The organism is bacterium (assembly GCA_024226335.1).
Lineage (GTDB): Bacteria > Myxococcota_A > UBA9160 > SZUA-336 > SZUA-336 > JAAELY01.
Window position 1 is genome coordinate 1 of record JAAELY010000172.1, and the last position, 21,869, is coordinate 21,869.

Here is a 21,869-nt window from a genome sequence, read left to right on the forward strand (position 1 = left end):
CTAGGGAATCTCTGCACAGGGAGGAATCGAGCGAGAAGCGGGAGTCGCCGCCTGAGCAAGAAGCGTGATCCGATCGCAGATCCGTAGATCTGCAGAGGGTCGCGCGACGCAGCGCAGGCGGATGCATCGCGCTGCGCAGCCGCAGCCTCACTGTGCAGAGGTTCCCTAGGCAGCTCCGGACACTCGATGTTCCGAGGCCGGGCTCATGGCGCGGCACTCGGGTGGATTGCACCGACCGGGAAGACGATCGTCTGGTGCATGACGGCGAGCACGAGCCACAGCGCCGCAAATGCGAGCCAGCGCTGCTTCGGACTCCAGTTCGCCAACTCGAGTCCGGCCGGGAACGCAACCAGCGGCACGAGGAACGCCCACACGCGGGCAGTTTCGACGCGCAGCAGACCACTGCCCGCAACGATCGCGACCTGGAGGACGCACAGGCCGACGATCCAGGCCAGGCGCGTGAGTTTCTGGCGAGCAGTGATGCGATCCAGGACGTAGAAACCGAGCAAGAGAATCGGCAGCCAGGCCGCGCCGCGCGCGAAGTCCTGCAGGTCCGAGGGGATCGTCGTCGGCCAGGGACGGTTGTGCCGGGCCGCAAGATCCGCCTGGGTCGAGACGGCGACCAGGAAGGTCTGGATCGGATCGAAACCGGTCACGAGCCACAGCAGTGCGTACGGCACGACGATTGCGGCGAGTGCGAGACCGACCTGAGACAAGATCGGGCGAATCGTCTCGGGGCCTTCGACCGCGATGCGCAACCCGGCCAAAGCGACGATGAAGGCCCCGAGCGTCAGTAACGCGTAGCTGAAAAAGATCCCCACGGCGATCGCGCCACCGGCCAGAAGCGCCCAGCGAGCCCGATCGCTACGCAGGGCCTTGGCCCATGCGCCCAGCATCACGCCCGTGATGCCGATGTACGCCGGATCGAAAAGGGGGGCAAACAAGAGGAGGCTCGGCATCAGCGACACCACGCAAGCGCCGTAAAACGCCGGAGGTCCGGTCGCGCCGAAGCCACGCGCCATGACGTAGGTCGCGGGAACGGAAACGGACGTGAGCAACACGAGACAGAATGCGGCCGTGAGCGCGCGCAGGTTCACATCTTCAAACGCCCAGATGAAGGGCATGTAATAGAGGATCGGACCGGGCGGGTGAGTTCTGCTGTGCAGACTGTAATCGGGTGAACGCTCGTGGAACCGGCCCAGCACTTCCTCTTGTCCGAGTAGTTCGGTCGCGTCGGTGAAGTAACTGGTGGTCTTCGCGTCGTTCACCAGATTGCTCGTGCGTTGAAACGTTCCCGTCTCTTCGAGCCAGCGCGAGCCGACCTGCAGGGTCACGGTCGACAGCGAGACCAGCCCCAGCGCCAGAACGATTCGCAAGCGCTCCTCGCGATAGACCCACAACCCGGCCGCAAGAGGTAGAGCGCAGAGTGCCATGACCGGATAGGCACTCGACGAGGGCAGCATTCGCCACCACCAGAACCAGTACGCTGAACCGTTCAGGCCCTCGACGTGATTCCACAACAGAACCGCCAGGCCCAGCGCACAGGCGACCAGGAGCACTGGTTTCCAGATCGGTGCGGATTCCGCGCCCGATGTTCGCTGGGGTCGCTTGCGGCTTCGACCCACGGCCGCCTAGAACTCTGCGGAACCGGGGACGCGGGGGAATGGAATCACGTCTCGGATGTTGGCCATGCCGGTTACGAACTGAATCACGCGCTCGAAGCCCAGTCCGAAACCGGAGTGGGGAACCGACCCGAAGCGGCGCAAATCCAGATACCAGTCGTAGGGCTCGTGCGGCAGACCGCATTCGGTCAGGCGCGACTTCAATACGTCGAGTCGATCCTCCCGCTGTGAACCTCCGACGATCTCGCCGACCTTCGGTACGAGCACGTCCATCGCCCGCACAGTCTTCTGATCGTCGTTCAGGTACATGTAGAACGCCTTGATGCTCTTGGGGTAGTCGGTGACGATCACCGGTCGACCCACGTGCTCTTCCGCCAGGAAGCGTTCGTGTTCGCTCTGCAGGTTTACGCCCCACTTCACAGGATACTCGAAAGACCGGCCGGTGCGTTCCAGGATTTCGATCGCCTCGGTGTAGGTCAGACGCTCGAAAGAGCTATCGACGATGTGTCGCAGCGTCTCGAGAACGGTCTTGTCGATGCGCTCGTTGAAGAACTCCATGTCGTCGGGACAGTCCTCGAGCACGGAACGGAAGATCTCCTTCAAGAAGGCTTCGGCCAGATCGGCGTCCCCGCGCAGATCGCAGAAAGCCATCTCCGGCTCGATCATCCAGAACTCGGAAAGATGCCGACTGGTGTTGGAGTTCTCCGCGCGAAACGTCGGCCCGAAGGTGTAGACATTGCTCAGCGCCAGAGCGCCGATCTCGGCTTCGAGTTGGCCGGAAACCGTCAGATAGGCCTCGCGTTCGAAGAAGTCCTGTCCGTAATCGACGTCTCCGGATTCTTTTCGCGGCACGCGCGAGGGATCGAGCGTGGTTACGCGGAAAAGATCCCCCGCGCCCTCGGCGTCCGAGGTGGTAATGATCGGCGTATTCAAATAGATGAAGCCGCGCTCCTGAAAGAAGCGGTGCACCGCGCGAGCCGCGGAGTTGCGAACCCGCATCACCGCACCAATCGTGTTCGTGCGCATGCGCAGATGCGCGATCTCGCGCAGGAACTCGAAACTGTGTCGTTTCTTCTGCAACGGATAGTCATCCTCCACCTGCCCGATGACTTCGATCCGCGACACCTGGATCTCGAAGGCCTGGCCCTTGGCAGGAGATTCAGCGAGCGTTCCCTCGACGGCGACGGAACAGCCTGTGCGCAGCTTGCGAAGCTCCGCGTCGTAGTCCGGCAGCGCGGGATCGAGTACGGCCTGTATGCCTGAGAAACACGATCCGTCGCTCACGTCCAGAAAAGACACGCCTTTGGAGTGGCGGGCCGTCCGAACCCAGCCGCGCACGGCGACAACACCCTCGGCCGCCGAACGGCCGAGAACTTCTTTCACCGAGCTGAACGGATTTTCAAACTGCGCCATCTCTCACCCCCAGAGAACCAGACGATAGCCCGACGGCGACGCCCCCCCCACCCCCGAGGACCACCCGGGGTTCCCGTCAGGTGGCATGAACTCCTCGGACAGAGCCCCGGCTGCTGTAGCTTTCGCGCGAGCGCTCAGGCTCGACACCGTTGGACAGTCTGGCCATGGCCGTGGACCTGGTGTCCCGAATCTGCGGATCGCGCGGGACCTGTATGCTGGGTCAGGCAGAAGAACCTCGAGGAATTTCACCATGAAAAACTGCGCATTGTTTGTCGTCTTCTGGCTGGTATGGATACCGGCCCATGCCTTCGAACTGGGTGATCACCAATTGATCGACCTGAGTCATTCCTACGGCGACGACACGCTCTACTGGCCAACCTCTCCCTCGCGTTTCGAGAAACAGCAACTGGCCTACGGCCCGACAGACGGTGGCTGGTTCTATTCCTCCAACTCCGTCTGCACTCCAGAACACGGCGGCACGCATCTCGATGCCCCGATTCATTTTGCCGCGGACGGCCTGACTACAGATCAGATTCCGTTGAAAAATCTGATCGCCCCGGGCGTTGTCATCGATATCAGCCAGAAGGCGGCGAACGATCGAAACTATCGACTTAGCGTTGCTGATGTAGAAGCGTTCGAGAAGAAGCACGGACGCATCGCTTCAAACACGATCGTACTACTGCGGTCCGGCTGGAGCAGATTCTGGCCGGACGCCAAGAAATACCTCGGCGATGACACCCCGGGGGACGCCAGCAAGCTGCAATTCCCGGGTTACGGTGCCGAGTCCGCCCGGTTCTTGGTCGAGAGCCGAAAAGTATCGTTACTCGGCATCGATACGGCCTCCATTGACTACGGCAAGTCCGACGACTTCACGGTGCATCGCATAACAGCTGCGCTGGGTGTTGGCGGACTCGAGAACCTGACCGGACTCGAAAAACTACCGCCTGTCGGTTTTCTCGTCATGGCACTACCGATGAAGATTGCCGGTGGATCAGGTGGCCCGGTGAGGGTGGTGGCAGTCGTGCCCAGGTAGTTCTCGGTGCCAGAGGCCAAGCCAAGGCGGCAATCCACCCGGCGATGAAGACTGGGAGGCGCAGCACCGCAGACCAGATATCCCGCGTCGAGCAAGCTGATCCCTCATTTCAAGGCTAATCTCCTCCAGTGCAGGACGCACCCCCAAAACCCCTCCCTGGCCCTGGCTCGCCTGAAGATTCAGCTGCAGGCGCAGGTCGCGACTCCTTCCTGTCGCGTGTGCGCAATCGCGACCACACGCAGGCGAATCTTCTGGGTTCGATCGCCGCTCTTTCGATCCCGGCGATCTTCATGTCTCTGATGGGCGGAGCTCTGTTTCAGCTGGTAGACCTGAGCTTCCTGGGTCGACTCGGCGACGCTTCACTGGCCGCGGCGGGTGCGACGAACCAGACGCTGCGCCAGTTCTTCTTTCTGATGTCGTTTGGCCTGTCGGTTGCGGCGCAGATGTTGATCGCGCGCTTCGTGGGTGCGGGCAGCATCGAAGGCGCCGAACACGTGGCGGGCCAGACTTTCCTGCTGGGAATCCTTCTGGCGCTGTTCACCGCGGTCATCGGTTTTCTTTTCGCCGAACCGCTGGTTGCACTGGTCATGCGCGACCCCGAAGTGCAGGCGCTCGCGACCACCTATCTGCGCATCACCTTCGCGACGCTCACCTTCACCATAATGGTGCAGTCGTTCAGTTCGGTACTCAACGGTGCCGGAGACTCGACCACGCCCATGCTCATCAGTTTCGTCATCACTCCCATGGGAATCCTCGGCGAGTACACACTGGCCTTTGGGCATTTCGGTTTCCCGGAAATGGGTATCGCGGGGATCGCCCTCGGAGCTGGACTGGGTGGATTCAGCGGTCTGCTCGTCGCCAGCTGGGCTCTGTTCAGTGGACGCTGTCGCGTACACCTGCGAGCCCGACATCTGAAACCCGACCTATCCGTGTTGCGCAGGATCGTCCGTTCAGCGTGGCAACCGGCGCTGCACATGCTGGCCCGTACGTCGATGATCTTCTTCTTCATGTGGCTGGCGAGCCGGATCGGAGGGAAAGTCCAGGCCGCCTTCACGATCGGGCTGCGACTCGAGATGGTTCCGATCATGATCGCGTTCCCGATCGCCAACGCCTGTGCGACGCTGGTGGGTCAGAATCTGGGTGCGAACAACCTGCCCCGCGCCTGGCGGTCGATCTGGGTAACCTACGGCGTGCAGTGCTCGGTGCTCTGGCCCTTGGGTTTGTTCTACTTCGTGTTTCGACACGAACTCGTCGGAGCCTTCACCAGCGACCCGGAAGTCGCCGCGCTGGCCGCGGAGTACTTGACCTTCTCGAGTGCCATCCTGCTGACAGCCGGGCTGTACTTCACCTCGTTTCGAGCACTGCAAGCGGCCGGAGACATGAACTCGCCCATGCTCATCTCCGTGAGCGTCGCGTTCCTGGTCGGCGCGCCACTCGGCTACTATCTCGCCACCGCCAGCGACATGGGCGCGCGCGGTATGTGGATCGGGAACCTGGTATACGCCTACGTGAATGCCGCGTTGATGGTGGGCTGGTTGATGACCGGTCGCTGGAGCCACAAACACGCGAGGTCGATCGCGTGACCCTTCTGGACACTTGGAGTGAACGATGAGCGAGGAAGAAACCGTCCGCTATCCCGGCGCACGCCGTCCCGACCGGCAGCACTTCGTCGGCCCCGAAGGCGCACGCCTCGCCGTGCACGAATGGGGGGAACCCGACGGCAAGCCGATATTACTGGCCCACGGCGGCTTCGATTTCGCGGGCACGTTTGACGGATTCGCGCCCCTGCTCGCGGACGAGGGCTATCGCGTCGTGTGCTGGGATCACCGCGGTCACGGGGATTCCGATCACGCGGCCCTGTACTCCTGGCAGGCGGATCAGCGCGACGCGCTAGCGGTACTCGACACGATATCGCGCGAACCCGTTGCGATGATCGGTCATAGCAAGGGAGGCGGCGTGCTCATGCAGCTTTGCGAAGCGCGACCGCATCGCGTCAGCCGCTTCATCAACATCGATGGCATGCCTTCGAAGTGGAACGCGCCCGACGTGGCCGACCACGAACGCACGCGCCTGCGCGACAGCGAGCTTTCCGCCTGGTTGGATCATCGACGCGTATCTTCGGAACTGAAACGGAAGCCGGGCACGATCGACGAGTTGGCCAAGCGTCGAGGCCGAATGAACCCCCGGCTCACACACGAGTGGTTGCGTTATCTGGTCCCGATCGGCGCGCGCAAAGACGCTGACGGCTGGCGCTGGAAAATCGATCCCGTCATGCGCTTCGGAGGCTTCGGACCCTGGCGACCCGACTGGTATCTGAAGCGCCTGCCCGGCTTTCCGGTACCGCTGCTCGGAATTCTCGGCGAGCAGAAAGAGGAAATGGGCTGGGGCACGAAACCCTCCGAAGTCGAACCCTATCTTCCACCGGACGCAAAACTGGTGGCGTTCGAAGACTCGGGGCACTTCGTGCACATCGAACACCCGCGGCGCGTCGCGGACCTGTGTCTGGAGTTCCTGACTTGATCCACTACCTGGCGCATTCGAAGATCCGCCTCGCGCTACACGAAATCCGCGCGGGCCACGGACGATCTCTACTCCTGCTACACGGACTGGCCGAGCGCTCGCCCGAGCACCTTCCGGAAGAGTACGAGGACTGGCCCGGACCGGTACACGCTCTGGACTTCACCGGACACGGTCAGTCGACGATTCCGGTGGGCGGCGGGTACACCTGCGAACTTCTGATGGGCGATGTCGACATCGCACTCGCCCATCTCGAAACCGCGACGATCGCCGGGCGGGGACTCGGCGGGTACGTCGCGCTACTCACGCTGGGCGCCCGGCCCAAACTCGTGAAGGGGATCATTCTGGGCGACGGACCGGGACTCGCCGGTGGCAGTGCCCGTCCCGGGACTCCACTGGTGCCGGTCGCAGATCCGCATGCGGTCTCGCCGCCCGATCCCTATGCAATCGTGGAACTGGCGGGAGACATCCGGCCGCCGGACTACGCCTCCAGCTTCGTGCGTCAGGCCACCAGTCTGTCGGATCTCGACCGACCGATCAGCGTGTGCGCGCGCGAGCGTCCGGAATGGCTCGAGGCCGTCGCCAAGGAACCCGGAGTCCAGGAAGTCCCACTCGCCGAAGCTCTCGCGGAGTACGCGTCCGTCCAGTAGTCGCCAGCGAAGTGGCCGGTTGCCGAGTAGCCGCAAGCACTTCTGTGGGCGTACAATCTGCCCATCCAAGGGAGGACAGGCCGTGAAGCACGCCGGAGTTCATCACGTATCGCTCAATGTCGACGACACCCAGAAGGTCGCCGAGTTCTACGTAGACGTCCTGGGTATGAAGGAAATCTCGCGGCCGGATTTCGGCTTCCCGGGAACCTGGTTGCAGTGTGGCCCGCAGGAAGTGCACTTGCTGCAGGTCGATGATCACCAGGCCCCGCAGGGACAGCACTTCGCGCTTCGCGTCGAAGACATCGACGGCGCTCGCGAAGAACTGATTGGACGCGGCATCGACGTGAGTCCGATCAACGAGATCCCGCCGATCGCACGGCAGTGCTTCCTGAGAGACCCGGCCGGCAATATCGTCGAACTGAACCAGGCGTACCCGAAATGAGTCGACCGATCATTCTGGTTCACGGAGCGTGGCATGGCGCCTGGTGCTGGGATCACGTGGTTCCGCGTCTACGAGAACGCGAACTCGCCGTTGCGGCCATCGACCTGCCTTTCACTTCGTCTGCCAATGACGTGGAGGCGGCGCGGCAGGCGATCGAGACGCGCCCGGGCGCGGTCGTCCTGGGCCACTCCTACGGCGGCGCTGTCATCACCGAAGCCGCATCTGGGCTCGATGTTTCGCATCTCGTCTATCTGGCCGCATTCATGCAGAACGAGGACGAGACTCTCGCGAGTTTGATGGCCACGGCTCCTCCAACTCCCCTGGTCGGGGGAATGTCGTTCAACGACGACGGTTCGACCACCATCACCCCCGAAGCCGCGTTACCGGCATTCTACGAAGACTGCTCTCCGGAAGATGCTCAGTCCGCAATCGATCGACTGCGACCCGTGTTCTTCACGGCGCCGGAAGGAGAATCGGCCAGACCTGCGTGGTGCGACATCAACTCGACCTACGTCGTCTGCACACAGGACCGCGCACTCGACGCTTCGTTCCAGCGCCGGCTCGCGAAGCGGGCCACGAACATCGTCGAATGGGAGACCTCGCATTCGCCGTTTATGTCGCAGCCCGGGTTGCTCGTAGACCTGCTGACGAAACTCGCGCAGGCCTGAATACTGCGCATCCTGCTAGATCGTCTCGTCCGTCGACGGGCGCCGAGTCCCCCACGAGTTCCAGTACGTGACCTCTTGTGCTGGCTTGCGGTTCGCGGGCTTGAGGACGGCGTCGAGTGTGTAGGCAACCGGAAGCAATACGGTCTGGGTCACATTCTCGGGAATCCCGAGCACCCCCGCCGCCTCTCGTTCGTGCAGGAGATGCAGAGTCGTCCAGGTGGAACCAAGACCGCGGGCGCGCAGGGCAACCATCAACGACCAGGCGGCCGGCAGGATCGAGCCGTAAAACGCGACCTGTAGAGCCACATCGTCGGGGTGCGGACGACCTTCCGCGCACACCAGGACCAGTGCGGGAACCTCGTGCAGGCGTTTGGCCAGCGCCTCTTGAGCCGGTCGCGGCGCGGGACGTTCGCTTCCAGGATCGGCCGGCCCCGCTTGTTCGAGGGCGGTGCGGTAACGGGCGAGGGCCCGCCGGTAAAGCTCGGCAAGTGCGAGTTTCTTTTCCGCATCCGTGACGATCAGAAAACGCCAACTCTCCTGGTCGACACCCGTCGGCGCCTGCGTCGCCGTGTCGATGCAGGCTTCGAGCACTTCGGGGTCGATGGGGCGATCGAAATCGAGTCGTCGGCGCACCGATCGCGTGGTTCGCAGGGCGTGTTCGACGGACTGCGGATCGATCTCCATGCTATTCCGCGGCCGGGCCCGGAAATGCGTCCCTGAGAATGCGCTTCAGGATCTTGCCACTCGGGTTGCGCTGAATCTCTTCGACGAACTCGACACCCCGCGGCATCTTGAACTTGGCGAGCTTGCCGTTGCAGTAGTCGAGTACGTCTTGCGCTTCCGGGAATTCACCGTCGGCGGGAACCACGATTGCCAGTGGCGACTCGCCCCAGCGCTCCGAAGGCTGACCGATCACCGCTACATCCTTGATCTTCGGGTGACCGGACAGGAGGTTTTCGATCTCGGCGGGATAGACGTTCTCGCCTCCCGAAATGATCATGTCCTTCTTGCGATCCTGGATGTAGACGAAGCCCTCTTTGTCGACCGTCGCCAGATCCCCGGAATACAACCAGCCGTCGCGGATCGTTTCGGCGGTGGCCTCCGGGCGGTTCCAGTACTCGGTCATGATGTGCGGACCTCGGATGATCACCTCGCCAATCTCGCCGGGTCCCACATCCTGGCCCGCGTCGCTCACCACGCGCACATCGGTGTGCAGAAAGGCCGGCCCGGTCGAACCCGCCTTCGCGAGAGCCTCTTCCGGACTGATGAGACAGGCGGGGCCACAGGTCTCGGTCAGACCGTAGACCTGCTGGATCTCGATGTTGATTTCCGCGTATTTCTCGATCAGCGAGACAGGCACGGGAGCCGCACCGCTCATGATCCAGCGGATGCTGCTGAGATCCGCGCCCTCGCGCTTCTTTGAAGCCCACATGGCCTGGAGCATGGCGGGAACCGCGAGACCGGTCGTGATCCGCTCGTTCGCGATCACATCGAAGATCGCGTTGGGATCAAACGCGCGCATGACCACCAGGGTACCGCCGCGATGGATGACGCCAGTCGCCGGTGTGAGCGCGCCGACATGAAACAGCGGCATGACCTGCAGATAGCGATCGCGATAGCGCATGTCCGCCGTCATGTTCACGGTGATCGAAGCCCAGATCGTCGTACTGTGCGTCTGCACGACGCCCTTGGGCAGGCCGGTGGTGCCCGAGGTGTACATGATGAAGAGCAGATCGTCGTCGCTGGCCGTGATCTCGGGTTCTTCCTCGGACGCGGCATCCACTGCTGCGTCGTAGCTTTCGATACCCGTTCCCGGTGCGCCTTCGCCCGCGCTCAACCAGTGTTTGACCGTGGTCTTTCGGCCCTGCAGTTCCAGCACGGCGGACTCGAAGGCATCGTCGAAGATCAGAACGGTTGAACCCGAATCGTTGATGATGAACTCCAGCTCATCGGGAACCAGGCGCCAGTTCAGCGGAACCATGACCGCGCCGATCTTGGCCGCTGCGAAATAGGACTCGAGGTACTCGACGCCGTTCATCATCAGCAGCGCGACTCGATCGCCCTTTTTCACGCCTCGCTCCAGTAGAGCGTGGGCCGCGCGATTGGTCCGGATGTTCAATTCCGCGTAGGTAAAGCGACGCCCGCGCTCGACTTCGACCACCGCTTCGATCCCGGGGCAGAGTTGTGCGCGCTTCGCGAGAAAGAGGCCTAAGTTGTTCTTCATGAGGTCCTCCGTTCGTCGATTCAAAGGTCGCCGCATTGTACCGCGACCCGCCCGTCTACTGAGCTTTTTGCTTCTGGGAGCCGCTCTGTGGGGAATCGGACTGCTCCAGGGGTGCGTAACGCCACCACCGGCCCAACCAGACGATCTCTGCGCCGTTTTCTCCCAGCACCGCGCCTGGTATCGAGACGCCAGGGACTCGACCCGGCGCTGGGGCATTCCCGAAGCCACCCAGATGGCAATCATCCACCAGGAATCGAGCTTCCGCGCCCGGGCAAGGCCCGCGCGCTCGCGCTTTCTGTGGGTGTTCCCCGGCGTTCGCCCCTCCACGGCCTATGGCTACGGCCAGGTGATCGACACGACCTGGAGCAACTACATCCGCAGTAGCGGGAACCGCGGCGCGGATCGCGACGACTTCGGAGACGTGACGGATTTCATCGGCTGGTACGGCGACAAGCTCTCCAAGCGCACTTTTGTCTCCAAGGGCGACGCCAGGCACCTGTACATCGCCTACCACGAAGGACCCGGCGGCTATCTACGCGGTACGCACAAGAGCAAGAAGTGGCTGCTCAGCGTTTCCAAGAAAGTCGCGGCCCGTGCAGCCCGCTACGATCGGCAGCTCGGAGAGTGCCGCGAGCGTCTCGAATCCAAGCGCTGGTTCCAGATCTTCTAAACGCGTTGCAGCGGCGATCAGAACCCCGGAGGACGTCGACGATGCCAGTCAGTCACCTGTTGATAGGCGTGTCCGGCCCGACACAACAGCGCCTCGGAAAGATGCGGTCCGATCAGCTGGAAGCCGAGCGGAAGACCGGCCTCGCTGAAGCCTCCCGGTAACGAGATCGTGGGACTACCAGAATAGTCAAACGGCGCGGTGAAGATCAGCAGCGGTGCGAGATTCGGATCGTCGACTCCCGCCGTGCTGTCGGGCACAGTCGGTGGCGGCATCGGCATCGCGGGCGCAATCAAGAGATCGACGCGCTCCCACAGACCTTCGAGCCGTCCCTTGAAACTCGCACGTTCGACCTCGACGCGGGCGTAGTCGGCGCCCGAGACCGTCTGTCCCAGTTCGAGCAGTTGTCGCAGCTGCGGACCGTAGTCCTCGGCCCGACTCGGGAAGGTCTCTGCGTGGGCCATCGCGACCTCGACCGACGTCGTGATCGCCCAGCCCGCGATCAACGCTTCCAGCGCTGGAAGCTCGACTTCTCGAACTTCCGCCCCCAGTTCGCGAAAGCGATCCAGAGCCGCCAGGGCCGCCCCACTCGAGAGCGGGTCCACGCGATCGCACACATAAGAGCGATCCACTCCAATGCGCACGCCTCGAAGATCGCCCTCCAATTCGGCGACATAGTCCGGAACGTCTGCGCGCAGGCTCGTGGGATCTCGCGGATCGTACCCGGCGATCACGCCGAGCATCGCCGCCGCGTCCGCCACCGAACGCGTCATCGGACCGATGTGATCGAGCGAGTGGGCCAGGGGAAAGACTCCGTCGCGACTCACGCGACCGTAGGTCGGCTTGATCCCGACCAGACCGCAGCACGCCGATGGAAAGCGAATCGATCCACCGGTGTCAGACCCCAGGGAACCGAAGCAGAGCCCAGCCGCTGTGGCCACCCCCGAGCCGCTGGATGACACTCCCGTCCAGTGCTCCGCGCTCCACGGATTGACCGGAAGCTGGATTTCGGGGTGGTGCCAGCCGTAGGCCCCTTCCGTGAGTTGGAGTTTGCCCAGAATCACAGCGCCCGCCGCCTGCAGTCGTTCGACCAGAGTCGCGGTGTGATCGGGGACGCGATCGCGCATGACCTTGGTTCCGGCCGCGGTGCGCACACCTTTCATTGCGCACAGATCCTTGACCGCGATGGGAACGCCGTGCAGCGGGCCGCGAATCTCGCCGCGCTCGTACTCCCGCTCTGCTCGCTCGGCCGCTTCGAGAGCGGCTTCGGGCAGAAATTCGGCAAAAGCGTGCAACTCGGGATCGAGCGCTTCCACGCGCGCGAGCATCGCGCGCGTTACTTCGACGGCTGACAACTCGCGCTTGCGCAATCGCCGACTGACTTCGATCAGGTCCAGCGCGTGGATTTCACTCATACCTGCATTGTAGACGATGGCTGGCGACGCTCAGTCCGAAAACTCTCCGTGACGCCCGGCGCCTTCCGCAAAGCGACGCGCGCCGTCGAGGGTTTCTCCGGATCGGATCACTTCGAGCCCGATGCGCGTCTCTTCGAGCAGCGATTCATCGAGCGGCAGATTCCACTGCTTGTACGAGGACATGCGATCCCCGCGCAGGCAAAGCTGGGGAAAGTCGGCGAGTTGCTTTGCGAGCTTCTTCGCCTCGCCCAGTGCTTGTCCCGGCTCGACGAGGCGGTTCGCCAGACCCATGAGCCGGGCTTCTTCTCCCGAAACACCGCGGCCCGTCAGGATCATGTCCAGGGCGTGACTGTGACCCAGCGCGCGCGTCAGACGGATCGTACCGCCGTCGACCAGAGGGACTCCCCAGCGGCGGCAGAAGACACCGAAGACCGCGTCGGCGGCGGCAACGCGCATATCACACCACATCGCCAGTTCGAGTCCGCCGGCCACGGCGTAGCCTTCGACGGCCGCGATTACCGGCTTGCTCAACAGGAAACGGGTCGGACCCATCGGTCCGTCGCCGTCTTCCTGTACGCGGTTCCCCCTGCCCTCGGATACGCCCTTGAGATCCGCTCCGGCACAGAAACAACCGTCTGCACCGGTCAGGATCGCAACGGAGAGCGCGTCGTCCGAGTCGAAGCGCCGAAATACGGCGGCCAATTCGACAGCTGTCGGACCGTCCACACAGTTTCGCACCTTGGGACGATCGACCGTGATGATCGCCGTCTGCTCCTCGGTCTCGTAGCGAACGTTGCTCATCATTCGGACTCCTTCTTCGGGCGACTTCCGTAGTCGCCGAATGGATCATCGCGCTCCCGCACCGCATTTCGGAAACCGACGTCCTGTGCGCGCGAGACAAAATCCAGACCTTCCTGAGTGTGTCTCGCGACCCCGTCGAAGAGCGCTCCGAGCTGGCGGCTCGAAGCCAGACCCATGTTCTCGGCCGTCTGATTGCAGAGCAGCTTCAACATCACGAGCTGGTTGGTCGGAACCTGCGCCATTCGCTTGGCAAAGGCCAGCGCGTGTTCCTGCAGGGAATCATCGGGTACGGCTTCCAGAATCAGTCCGATTTGCGCAGCCTCGTCCGCGCGAATCTCATCTCCGGTCAGCAGATAGCGCTTCGCTCGCTCGAGCCCCATTCGATATACCCACATCGCCGTCGTGGGTGTGCCCCAGACGCGTGAAGGCGGATAGCCGAAACTCGCACCTTCTCCCGCGATGATCATGTCCGCACACAGAACCATGTCGGTTCCGCCACCGATACACCAACCCTGCACGGCCGCGATCGTCGGCTTGCTGGCGTACCACAGCTTCATATACGTATCGACGAAGCGGCCGATCATGCGCATATCGCTCACCGAGTCCCATGCGCGCTTTTTCACCTGGCCACCTTCTTCGGACTGCGCTCGAGTGGACCAGTCGAGTCCGTACCCGGCACAGAAGGCCTTCCCTTCGGCTCGCAACAGAATCACGTGTGCCTCTGAGTGCGCATCGCCCTCATCGATGGCCACCGCGAGTTCATCGCGCAGATCGGGCGTGATCGTGTTGTACTCGGCCGCACGCGTGAGCGTGATCGTGAAGACGCCATCCTCGATCCCTGTTTTGAGACTGGTGTAGCTCATCGCGACAGTATGCCCGACAACGACACCGGAGATTCGCTGCCGTGACTCGGGTCACCCAGTGCTCTACTCGGAAGCCGATGACGGACGGTATTGGGACTCCTTTCGTTTGACGCTCCATATGACCGCACGCGCATTCTGCAGGCCGCAGCACGAGCGCAGGCCCGGCGCCAGAGGCGCCGGGCCATCCGTCTCTACCGCCGGGTCATCGCACTGGAAACCGGCAACGCGGAGTTGCACACGCGCATCGCCCCACTTCTCGCGGAGGTCGGCCAGGATTTCGATGCCTGGATCAGCTATCGGATCGCCGGACGCACCTACCTGAAGGAGGGTCGACCGGAGAGTGCGCTCGCTACCTATCGCGACGCCGTGCGCTGCATGCCGCGTTGTGTCGAAGTCTGGCTGGCGATCGCAAAGCTACATCGACACGAAGGAAGAAGTCACGAAGCCGTCGACTCGCTGCTCGAGGGCTATCGCTACTTCCGCGGCCGCAAACTGCGTCCCCAGGCCATCCATCTTCTACAGGCCTTGCGCGAGATCGAGCCCAGGCATCTGCTCGGCACCCTCGAACTCGCGCGCACCCTGGCCCGTGCCTCTCGCGAAGCGGAATCCAGCGCCCTGCTTCACGACCTCTCCAGACATCTGCGCTCCCCCGAAGAACTGGAAAGGCTGCGCTTCACGCAATGGCGCCTCCACTCATCACTCGGCAACACCGTGCGCTGGCTGAGAGCGCGCTACGAACGCCACTTCCCGAGCGAACCGGAACGCCCCCGACTGCCCGCCCTACGCCCCTACCGGCGTTAACCTGATCGTGGTTCGAAGAATGGGTCTGGTGCCGGAAGGCTCGAAATGAGAACCTCCAGCAACTGCGAGAGTCACTCTGCGTGCCTCTCGCGAGGTTCAGAACCCCGGTAGACGCCGGACCCATTCTTCGGACCACAATTCTCGGGATGCAGCCAGGAGGGGGAATTCCATTGAACAAGAAGATCAACGTCGAAAAGGTCGGCCGATTACCCGCGTTCTCACACGCCACCATCGCAGGTGATCTCATCTTCGTTTCCGGAACGCTCGGCACCAGTGAAGGAGGTTTCGAGCTTGCGGACGGCGGCATGGGACCGCAGACGCGACAAACACTCGAGAACATCGGGGAAATCCTGAAAGGTGCGGGCGCAAGTTTCGAGGACGTGGTGAAGATGAATATCTACGTGACCGATATGTCGGTTTTTCCCGAAATGAACAAGGCCTACATGGAGTTCTTCGGAGACGAGCCTCCCGCTCGTATCACCGTGGGTTGCTCTGCGCTGGCGCTCGGCGCGCTCGTCGAGATCGATTGCATCGCCTGCAAGCCGAGCTGAATGCGTTCAGAGCAGCATGTGGGCGAGTGACTCGAGCCGGTCGTGGTCCAGGATGGTCACGTAGCCGCGATCGAATTCCACGATGCTCTCTTCCGACCAACTGCGCAGTTGCTTGTTGACGCTTTCGCGGCTCGATCCGACGAGTTCACCGAGTTCGCCCTGCGGGAGACGCATTTCGATGCGCGTTCCCTTCTCGCCGGGGCGACCATAGGACTGGGCGAGCGAGAGCAGCTTCTTCGCGAGTCGCGACGGCAGGGTGAGAAACAGCGTGTCTTCCATCAATTCGCTCAAGCGGCGCACCTGACCGGCCAGTACGGCCGCCAGGTTGACCGTGACACGAGGGTGCTTTTCCAGGAACGGAATCAGGTCGCGGCGATGGAGCGTCAATAGCTCACAGGAGTCGACGGCCTCGACGGTCGCCGAGCGTGGGTTCGAATCGAGTAGCGCGATCTCACCCACGACTTCACCGGCGTCCAGAAAACAGAAGACCACTTCCTTGCCGTCCTCGCCCGCGGCCGAAACGCGCAGTCGCCCGCTCATGATCCCGTACAACTGCTTGCCCGGATCGCCTTTCCGAAACAGGACTTCCTTGGGCTTGAGGCGCTTGGTGGTCGTGATCTGGAGCAGGAGATCGAGTTCGGCATCGGCGACATCGCGAAAGATCGAAACCTTCTTGAGCAGGCTGCGTTGGTCGAGACTTCCGACTGCACTCATGACGTCATTCTACAATGAGTTCGCGATTCGTTCGATGAGCCAGAAAGCCGCCAGGCCACCGACCGCGTAGGCCGCGGCGAGGTTCGCCCAGCGCGGCCAGCGCCGTACGAACCGGCGGAAGAGCCCGGCCAGCGCGATCAGCAGGCTCACGAAGAGCAACTGGCCCAACTCGATTCCGATGTTGAAGGATGCGAGGGCCAGCGGAATATCGCCCTGGGGCAAGCCCGTCTCGAGCAGCGCTCCCGCAAAACCCAGGCCGTGTAGCAGGCCAAAGCCGAGCGCCATCCAGCCGGGATGACGCCACATGGGCCGGTCATCGTCCGCAGATTCAACCAGCGCCAGGGCCAGCCACAGAATGCTGAGCGCGATTGCGATCTCGATCGGAGCGGCGGGCAGACGCAACCAACCGAGCGCAGCCAGAGACAGGGTCACGCTGTGCCCCAGCGTGAATGCGGTGATCGTGAACAACAGGCGGCGACCCAGACCCGAAAGCAGTACGAGTCCCGCCACGAAGAGCAGGTGATCCAGACCCTGGAGGATATGCGTGAAACCGAGCCTCTGGTAGGCGAACGCGGTCTCGATCCAGGAAGGCTGCGGAGAAACGAGTAGATTGGGCTGACCCGCATGCAGAACACTTTGCGCAATCCGGCCATCGCCCAGATCGATGCGTGCGATCGCGTTGGTACCACTCTCGCGCAGTCCGGAAACTCCGAAACGCGCACCCACTAGCGAAGCCTCGCCGCAATCGAGCAGTGACTCGACGACCGCGGCCGTCCCGCTCAGGTACACTTTTCCCGATTCCTCGACCCGGCAGCTCTCGGGGTACACGGGCTCGAGCCGCGCTCCCCGCGGTTGAACGACCGGCGTCTTGAAGAGCAGTTTCACACGTCCGTCTTCGCGCACCACGACTTCGAGTAGCGACGGTGCGAGCGGATGGGCACGCACCGTCGGCGCAATCAGCAATAGCACCGCCAACAGCATGAGTCCGCGGATCACTGCTTCAGCCTCACGATCCGGTAACCCTTCTTCAATTCCTGTAGCAGTGTTCCAAGTGCGACCCGCTCGCGTTCGGCGAGCAACTCTGCGGAGATCTTCGCTTTGACCAGCTCGAATCTCTGCGGCCCTTCCGGTTCGAAAGCGCTGATGCGCACGATATGCAGACCGTAGGCCGAGTTCAGCGGTTCCGACCAGTTGTCGCTAGCAAGCGAAAAGGCGGCTCGGGCGAACTCCGGACCGAAGATATTCGCGAGTTCGCGTTCGCCGAGTGACGTGAATTCGTGCCCCTGCAGAAATGGATCCCCCAACGCGATCGCTTCGCGGTTGGAGAGCGGATGTGCGCGAAGGCGTTCGGAAACGACCCGGGCCGTGACTTTGAGCGAAGAGGGGCGACGATCGCGGCTCAAGAAAACATGAGCCAGGGAGACGCGCGCCGGTACCCGAAAGCGCTCGGCCTGCTCATCGTAGACCTCGCGCAGTTCTGCTTCGGGGATCGACTCGCGTCGCACTCGGTCGCCGACGGCCAGCCGAATGCGCTGTATCAAGCGCCTGCGAACGATCGGATCGCTGCGGTCGAGTCCGAGTCGAAATGCCTCGCGTACCAGTTCGTCGTCGGATTTCTCGGTATTGCCATCGACGAAGCGCAGATTGCGCGCCAGACGCTGCCGAACAACGCTATCGGTCTGCTGCATTCCGAGAGCGATCGCCTCGCGAAACAACACCTCTTCGTCGACGGCGCGGGAGATCTCATAGGCGAGTTCACCCTCGGTCGGCTCGCGACCCATTCTCACCATGAACTGACCGCGAATCCCGATCTCCTGCATGGCGCTGATTTCGATGGGTTCGGGCCCAGGGGCGGGACGCGATGCCTCCAGCCAGGACTTCCCGGCGAAGAGCACCGCACCGATCAACAAGAACTGCCCGAGGCGCCAGATCACTCGTGCTTGGCGGGCGTGAACCAGATCGGTGAGGTCCAGGCCCGTTCTCGAACGGTTGTTGGCACGGACGGATCGCAACAGGCTTCGAAACCGTCGCTGATCGTATCCGGTCTCATACAGTCGACACCGCCGGCGTTACAGATATGTGTAGTCCAGCGGCAGGTGGGATTCTCGATCACTCGCGCGTAGTAGAATGCAGCTGACGAGGGGTCAAAGTCCGGATCCGACCACGTGGTGCACAGGGCATCGTCCCCACCGACTGCGACGCGGCAGGTCTTCAGATCGACGCCGGGCCCGTCGGGCCCCTGGCCCGCCACGTCATAGACCCGTTCGCGCGGCGTTCCTCCGGCGTCGAGCCAGCCCTTGATGATCTGGATGCGTTCCAGCCGTGTTCCGGGTCGTCCGGATGAACCCGGGTCTCGCAGTGCAGCGAGTGCGAAACGCGGACCGCGCGCCGCCTGGCGCTCGTCGGGTATCGGCAGGTCGCCACCCATGGGCACCCCCTGCGCGTAACCGATCCGCGCAAAATCAGCTCGGTCGCAGAGATCCTCCGGGTAGTCCCAACCGCCAAAGAAACGCACGAAGGGGCGCGTTCCGCTCGTTCCATAGGTCTCTCGCCGTTGCAGGCCCGCGAAGATCGCATCGCGCGAGTTCTCTTCGGCCCAGACCACTGCCAGCCCCCCGGGATTGAAATCCGCGGAATCGGGCAAGCCGGCGGGGATCGAACCTCGTGCGGGTCTTCCCGCGCCTCCGTGTCCGGCAAAGCTGGCGTCCTCGTCCGCCGCGCCCGGCGCAGCCAGATGCGTATCGGTACTCGCGATGAATCCGTACTTGAACGGATTCACTCCGAGCTTCGCCTGCTGTAGGAGTCCCTCTTTCAGCGCATTCCGCAAGAACTGGCGCGCCGAAGGCACCTCCTTCTCCCAGGGCACGAAGCGTCCGGCGAAGTTGCTGTAGCTGAGCTTCTCGAATCCACAGAGTTCGTCTTCGGTGTCCCCTCCGGGCAAACACTCCGAGTCGCCCTTGTGCTGCATGACTTCGGCCAGCACTTCAAACTCCGCCCGCGACTTCGCCTCGTTCACGCTGATCGCGCCACCGCCAAGCCGCTCGGTCGAAAACATCTGCCCACCACCCAGATTCGAGTTATGCGGGATCACCAGCACCTCACACCCGGGTGTGCCCGAGATGCAAGCCTGGCGTAACTGGTCCCAGAACAGTTCCGGATGTGGCGCCTCGATGAAGCTGACTGGCAGATCGGGCACGTTCTGATTTCGGAAGATGACGTTGCGGTGCATATTGTTTCCGAGGCCCGCTGCGCCGGTCCACTCGTAAGCGACAAAGGACGTGAACTCGCAACTCGAAGAGCGATCATAAGCGGCTTCGGCCGCATCCTGGATCTCCTTCCAGGGCGTGCGCGCGGCTTCGACACAGACTTCTCCATCCGGACCGCAGAAACCGAAACGCGTGGGTCGGTCTTCCGCATCTCCGGTGCTCGAACGGGTGTTCATCAGAAAAAAGGCGACCCGCGGCCACTCGCGGTACACCCAGCACGTCCACGAGCCGTATTCAGGGTGTTCCTTCGAAGTACAGACGTGGACTTCTCCGAAGAGCTCGGAGTGATCGGTAATCGACGCGAAATCGAGCGGCCGGGCGAGCTTCAACTGGCGCAATCCGCGACCGTTCTCGTCGTAGGGCTGGATCTCGAGCTTGTCGCCGCGTGCGAAGCGATAGGCGTCGGCTGGACGCTTGATCGTGCCCTGAGTTCCCGCGTCGAGCGAAATCGCGGTGTGAACGTGCAGATCTCCGAACAAAGGCCTGCGCTGCGGATCGTACGCGGCACAGGCTTCGCGAACCTCGGTGCGCTCGAACGAAGCCTCGCCAGCCTGGGAAATCGGCGAGATCAGCACCAGAAGTGCGAGTGTCACACCAGATCCGACCCTGGAATTCATCCGCACCTTTTCCTCTGTGAGCGCGGCGATTGTACAATACAGATATGGAAGCCACCGGATCGCCGAAGAACACCGTCATCGTGCTACTCGACAGCCTGAATCGCCACCTTCTCGGCGCCTACGGCAGCCGCGAGTTCGACACACCCAACCTCGACCGACTCGCAAAGCGCTCGACGCGATTCTTGCGCCATTACGTCGGCTCCCTGCCCTGTATGCCTGCCCGCCACGACATTCTGTGCGGTGTGCTGGACTTTCTGTGGCGCCCCTGGGGATCGATCGAAATCTGGGAGGAAGCGCTGACCGTTCCTCTGCGCCGATCCGGCGTCACGACCATGCTCGCAAGTGATCACCCGCACCTGTTCGAGGTCGGGGGAGAAAACTACCACTGCGACTTCACCGCCTGGGATTACCAGCGGGGTCACGAATCCGATCCGTGGAAGACACGGCCCGACCCCAGCTGGGTGGGCGCGCCGGATTTCGGTCGGGGACACACCGCCTACGACGATTCGCGGGGGTATTTCCGCGACGAGAGCGACTTTCCCGGTCCGCGCACGCTCGCGGGTGCCGCGGCCTGGCTCGAAGATCACGCGTCCCACCACGAGCGCTTCTTCCTATTCGTCGACGAGTTCGACCCTCACGAACCCTTCGACACGCCCGAACCCTACGCCTCGATGTACGACGACTCCTGGGAAGGTCCACATCTGATCTGGCCGCCGTATACGAAGGCCGGTTTCGCGGACGGCATCCTCAGCGAGCGCGAAGCCCATCAGGTACGCGCCAGCTATGGCGGGAAGCTGACCATGATCGATCACTGGCTGGGTCGCATCCTCGATGTCATGGACCGGCAAGACCTGTGGCAGGACACGGCGCTGATCCTGTGCTCGGATCACGGCCACTATCTGGGCGAAAAGGACTGTTGGGGGAAACCGGGAGTACCGGTCTACGAAACCCTGGGGCACACGCCCCTGATGATCTCGATGCCCGGTGTCGAGCCCGGTACCTGTGACGCGCTGACCACGAACGTCGACATCCACGCGACGGTGCTCGACATCTTCGGCGCTGAATCGTCGCATCGCACCCACGGGCAATCGATGCTCCCGCTGTTGCGGGGCGAAGCTTCCCAGATTCGCGAATACGCACTCAGTGGTTATTGGGGTCGCGAAGTCCACCTGATCGACGCTCAGACCAAGTACGTGCGCGGCCCCGTGGGCAAGAACGAACCGCTTTCCATGTGGTCGAATCGCTGGTCCACGATGCCGGTACACCGACTGCCGGATCTGAAATTGCCCCTACCCGACGAACGTGCAGTACTCGATCGCATGCCCGGATCGAACGTGCCCGTGATCCGCCAGCCGTTCTTCGATGGAGACGTCTTGCCGTTCTGGGGCTACGGCTCGTTTGCCGGAAACCTGCTCTTCGATCTTGCCGAGGATCCGCACGAAGAGCGCGACCTCGCTGGAACGCAGAAGGAAGATCGCGCGGCCGAACAGCTTCGCACGGCACTGCGCGAAATCGAAGCTCCTTCCGATCAGTTCGAACGTCTGGGGTACGGCGATTAGGCGGACGCGGAACTCGGGCGCGATCCGTTACAAGCCCCGGCCGACA

21 protein-coding genes are annotated in these 21,869 nt (G+C 62.7%); 10 read left to right on the forward strand and 11 right to left on the reverse strand.

Going from position 1 to position 21,869, the window contains the following annotated elements; translation table 11 throughout:
- Positions 1–203: 203 nt before the first annotated feature.
- Both GY725_08290 and asnS read right to left on the reverse strand, forming a co-directional pair.
- The gene (locus GY725_08290; protein ID MCP4004178.1) at positions 204–1,625 is read right to left on the reverse strand and encodes a hypothetical protein; all 1,422 of its coding nucleotides are present in this window, start codon (positions 1,623–1,625) and stop codon (positions 204–206) included.
- Positions 1,626–1,631: 6 nt separating this feature from the next.
- A complete protein-coding gene (asnS, locus tag GY725_08295) occupies positions 1,632–3,035 on the reverse strand; it encodes an asparagine--tRNA ligase (protein MCP4004179.1) in 1,404 nt (467 codons plus the stop codon).
- A gap of 250 nt (positions 3,036–3,285) precedes the next feature.
- Between asnS and GY725_08300 the strand changes: the two genes are divergently transcribed.
- The 6 genes from GY725_08300 (at position 3,286) to GY725_08325 (ending at position 8,345) form a co-directional block, all read left to right on the forward strand.
- Positions 3,286–4,068, forward strand: a complete 783-nt coding sequence (locus GY725_08300; GenBank protein ID MCP4004180.1) for a cyclase family protein — start codon at positions 3,286–3,288, stop codon at positions 4,066–4,068.
- Between the two features lie 218 nt (positions 4,069–4,286).
- Positions 4,287–5,651, forward strand: coding sequence for an MATE family efflux transporter (locus GY725_08305; protein ID MCP4004181.1), 1,365 nt, complete (start codon positions 4,287–4,289; stop codon positions 5,649–5,651).
- 25 nt (positions 5,652–5,676) lie between these two features.
- Entirely contained in the window at positions 5,677–6,588 is a 912-nt protein-coding gene (locus tag GY725_08310; GenBank protein MCP4004182.1) for an alpha/beta hydrolase, read from the forward strand.
- Complete coding sequence (locus GY725_08315; GenBank protein ID MCP4004183.1) at positions 6,585–7,235, forward strand: alpha/beta hydrolase; 651 nt, start codon at positions 6,585–6,587, stop codon at positions 7,233–7,235. The genes GY725_08310 and GY725_08315 overlap by 4 nt, the downstream gene beginning before the upstream one ends.
- An 82-nt stretch (positions 7,236–7,317) precedes the next feature.
- The gene (locus GY725_08320; protein MCP4004184.1) at positions 7,318–7,677 is read left to right on the forward strand and encodes a lactoylglutathione lyase; all 360 of its coding nucleotides are present in this window, start codon (positions 7,318–7,320) and stop codon (positions 7,675–7,677) included.
- Entirely contained in the window at positions 7,674–8,345 is a 672-nt protein-coding gene (locus GY725_08325) for an alpha/beta hydrolase (protein ID MCP4004185.1), read from the forward strand. Before GY725_08320 ends, GY725_08325 begins: the two co-directional genes overlap by 4 nt.
- Positions 8,346–8,360: 15 nt before the next feature.
- Here GY725_08325 and GY725_08330 read toward each other — a convergent pair whose 3' ends face one another.
- The gene (locus GY725_08330; protein MCP4004186.1) at positions 8,361–9,029 is read right to left on the reverse strand and encodes a nitroreductase family protein; all 669 of its coding nucleotides are present in this window, start codon (positions 9,027–9,029) and stop codon (positions 8,361–8,363) included.
- A gap of 1 nt (position 9,030) precedes the next feature.
- A complete protein-coding gene (locus GY725_08335; GenBank protein ID MCP4004187.1) occupies positions 9,031–10,569 on the reverse strand; it encodes a long-chain fatty acid--CoA ligase in 1,539 nt (512 codons plus the stop codon).
- A 58-nt stretch (positions 10,570–10,627) separates the two neighbouring features.
- On the opposite strand from GY725_08335, the gene GY725_08340 reads away from it, so the two are divergent.
- Positions 10,628–11,239, forward strand: a complete 612-nt coding sequence (locus GY725_08340) for a hypothetical protein (GenBank protein ID MCP4004188.1) — start codon at positions 10,628–10,630, stop codon at positions 11,237–11,239.
- A 17-nt stretch (positions 11,240–11,256) separates the two neighbouring features.
- On the opposite strand, the gene GY725_08345 is transcribed toward GY725_08340, so the two are convergent.
- From GY725_08345 to GY725_08355, 3 genes are read right to left on the reverse strand one after another with little or no spacing between them, the layout of a single operon-like run.
- Positions 11,257–12,651, reverse strand: coding sequence for an amidase (locus GY725_08345; protein ID MCP4004189.1), 1,395 nt, complete (start codon positions 12,649–12,651; stop codon positions 11,257–11,259).
- A gap of 30 nt (positions 12,652–12,681) precedes the next feature.
- Positions 12,682–13,455, reverse strand: coding sequence for a crotonase/enoyl-CoA hydratase family protein (locus tag GY725_08350; protein ID MCP4004190.1), 774 nt, complete (start codon positions 13,453–13,455; stop codon positions 12,682–12,684).
- On the reverse strand, positions 13,452–14,315 hold the full coding sequence (locus tag GY725_08355; GenBank protein MCP4004191.1) for a crotonase/enoyl-CoA hydratase family protein: 864 nt from the start codon (positions 14,313–14,315) through the stop codon (positions 13,452–13,454). The genes GY725_08350 and GY725_08355 overlap by 4 nt, the downstream gene beginning before the upstream one ends.
- A gap of 90 nt (positions 14,316–14,405) precedes the next feature.
- On the opposite strand from GY725_08355, the gene GY725_08360 reads away from it, so the two are divergent.
- Together GY725_08360 and GY725_08365 are read left to right on the forward strand one after the other, a co-directional pair.
- Positions 14,406–15,116, forward strand: coding sequence for a hypothetical protein (locus GY725_08360; protein MCP4004192.1), 711 nt, complete (start codon positions 14,406–14,408; stop codon positions 15,114–15,116).
- 170 nt (positions 15,117–15,286) lie between these two features.
- Positions 15,287–15,667 (forward strand): RidA family protein, encoded by a 381-nt coding sequence (locus GY725_08365; protein ID MCP4004193.1) that lies wholly within the window; start codon positions 15,287–15,289, stop codon positions 15,665–15,667.
- 6 nt (positions 15,668–15,673) lie between these two features.
- On the opposite strand, the gene GY725_08370 is transcribed toward GY725_08365, so the two are convergent.
- The 4 genes from GY725_08370 to GY725_08385 are packed head-to-tail and all read right to left on the reverse strand — an operon-like array spanning position 15,674 to position 20,264.
- On the reverse strand, positions 15,674–16,381 hold the full coding sequence (locus tag GY725_08370; GenBank protein MCP4004194.1) for a Crp/Fnr family transcriptional regulator: 708 nt from the start codon (positions 16,379–16,381) through the stop codon (positions 15,674–15,676).
- Positions 16,382–16,390: 9 nt separating this feature from the next.
- Positions 16,391–17,377 carry a HupE/UreJ family protein gene (locus GY725_08375; GenBank protein MCP4004195.1) on the reverse strand — a complete coding sequence of 329 codons (987 nt, stop codon included), beginning with the start codon at positions 17,375–17,377 and terminating at the stop codon, positions 16,391–16,393.
- On the reverse strand, positions 17,374–18,315 hold the full coding sequence (locus tag GY725_08380; protein ID MCP4004196.1) for a peptidyl-prolyl cis-trans isomerase: 942 nt from the start codon (positions 18,313–18,315) through the stop codon (positions 17,374–17,376). Before GY725_08380 ends, GY725_08375 begins: the two co-directional genes overlap by 4 nt.
- On the reverse strand, positions 18,312–20,264 hold the full coding sequence (locus GY725_08385; GenBank protein ID MCP4004197.1) for a DUF3604 domain-containing protein: 1,953 nt from the start codon (positions 20,262–20,264) through the stop codon (positions 18,312–18,314). Before GY725_08385 ends, GY725_08380 begins: the two co-directional genes overlap by 4 nt.
- Before the next feature lie 44 nt (positions 20,265–20,308).
- Between GY725_08385 and GY725_08390 the strand changes: the two genes are divergently transcribed.
- Entirely contained in the window at positions 20,309–21,823 is a 1,515-nt protein-coding gene (locus tag GY725_08390; protein MCP4004198.1) for a sulfatase, read from the forward strand.
- Positions 21,824–21,869: the final 46 nt, after the last annotated feature.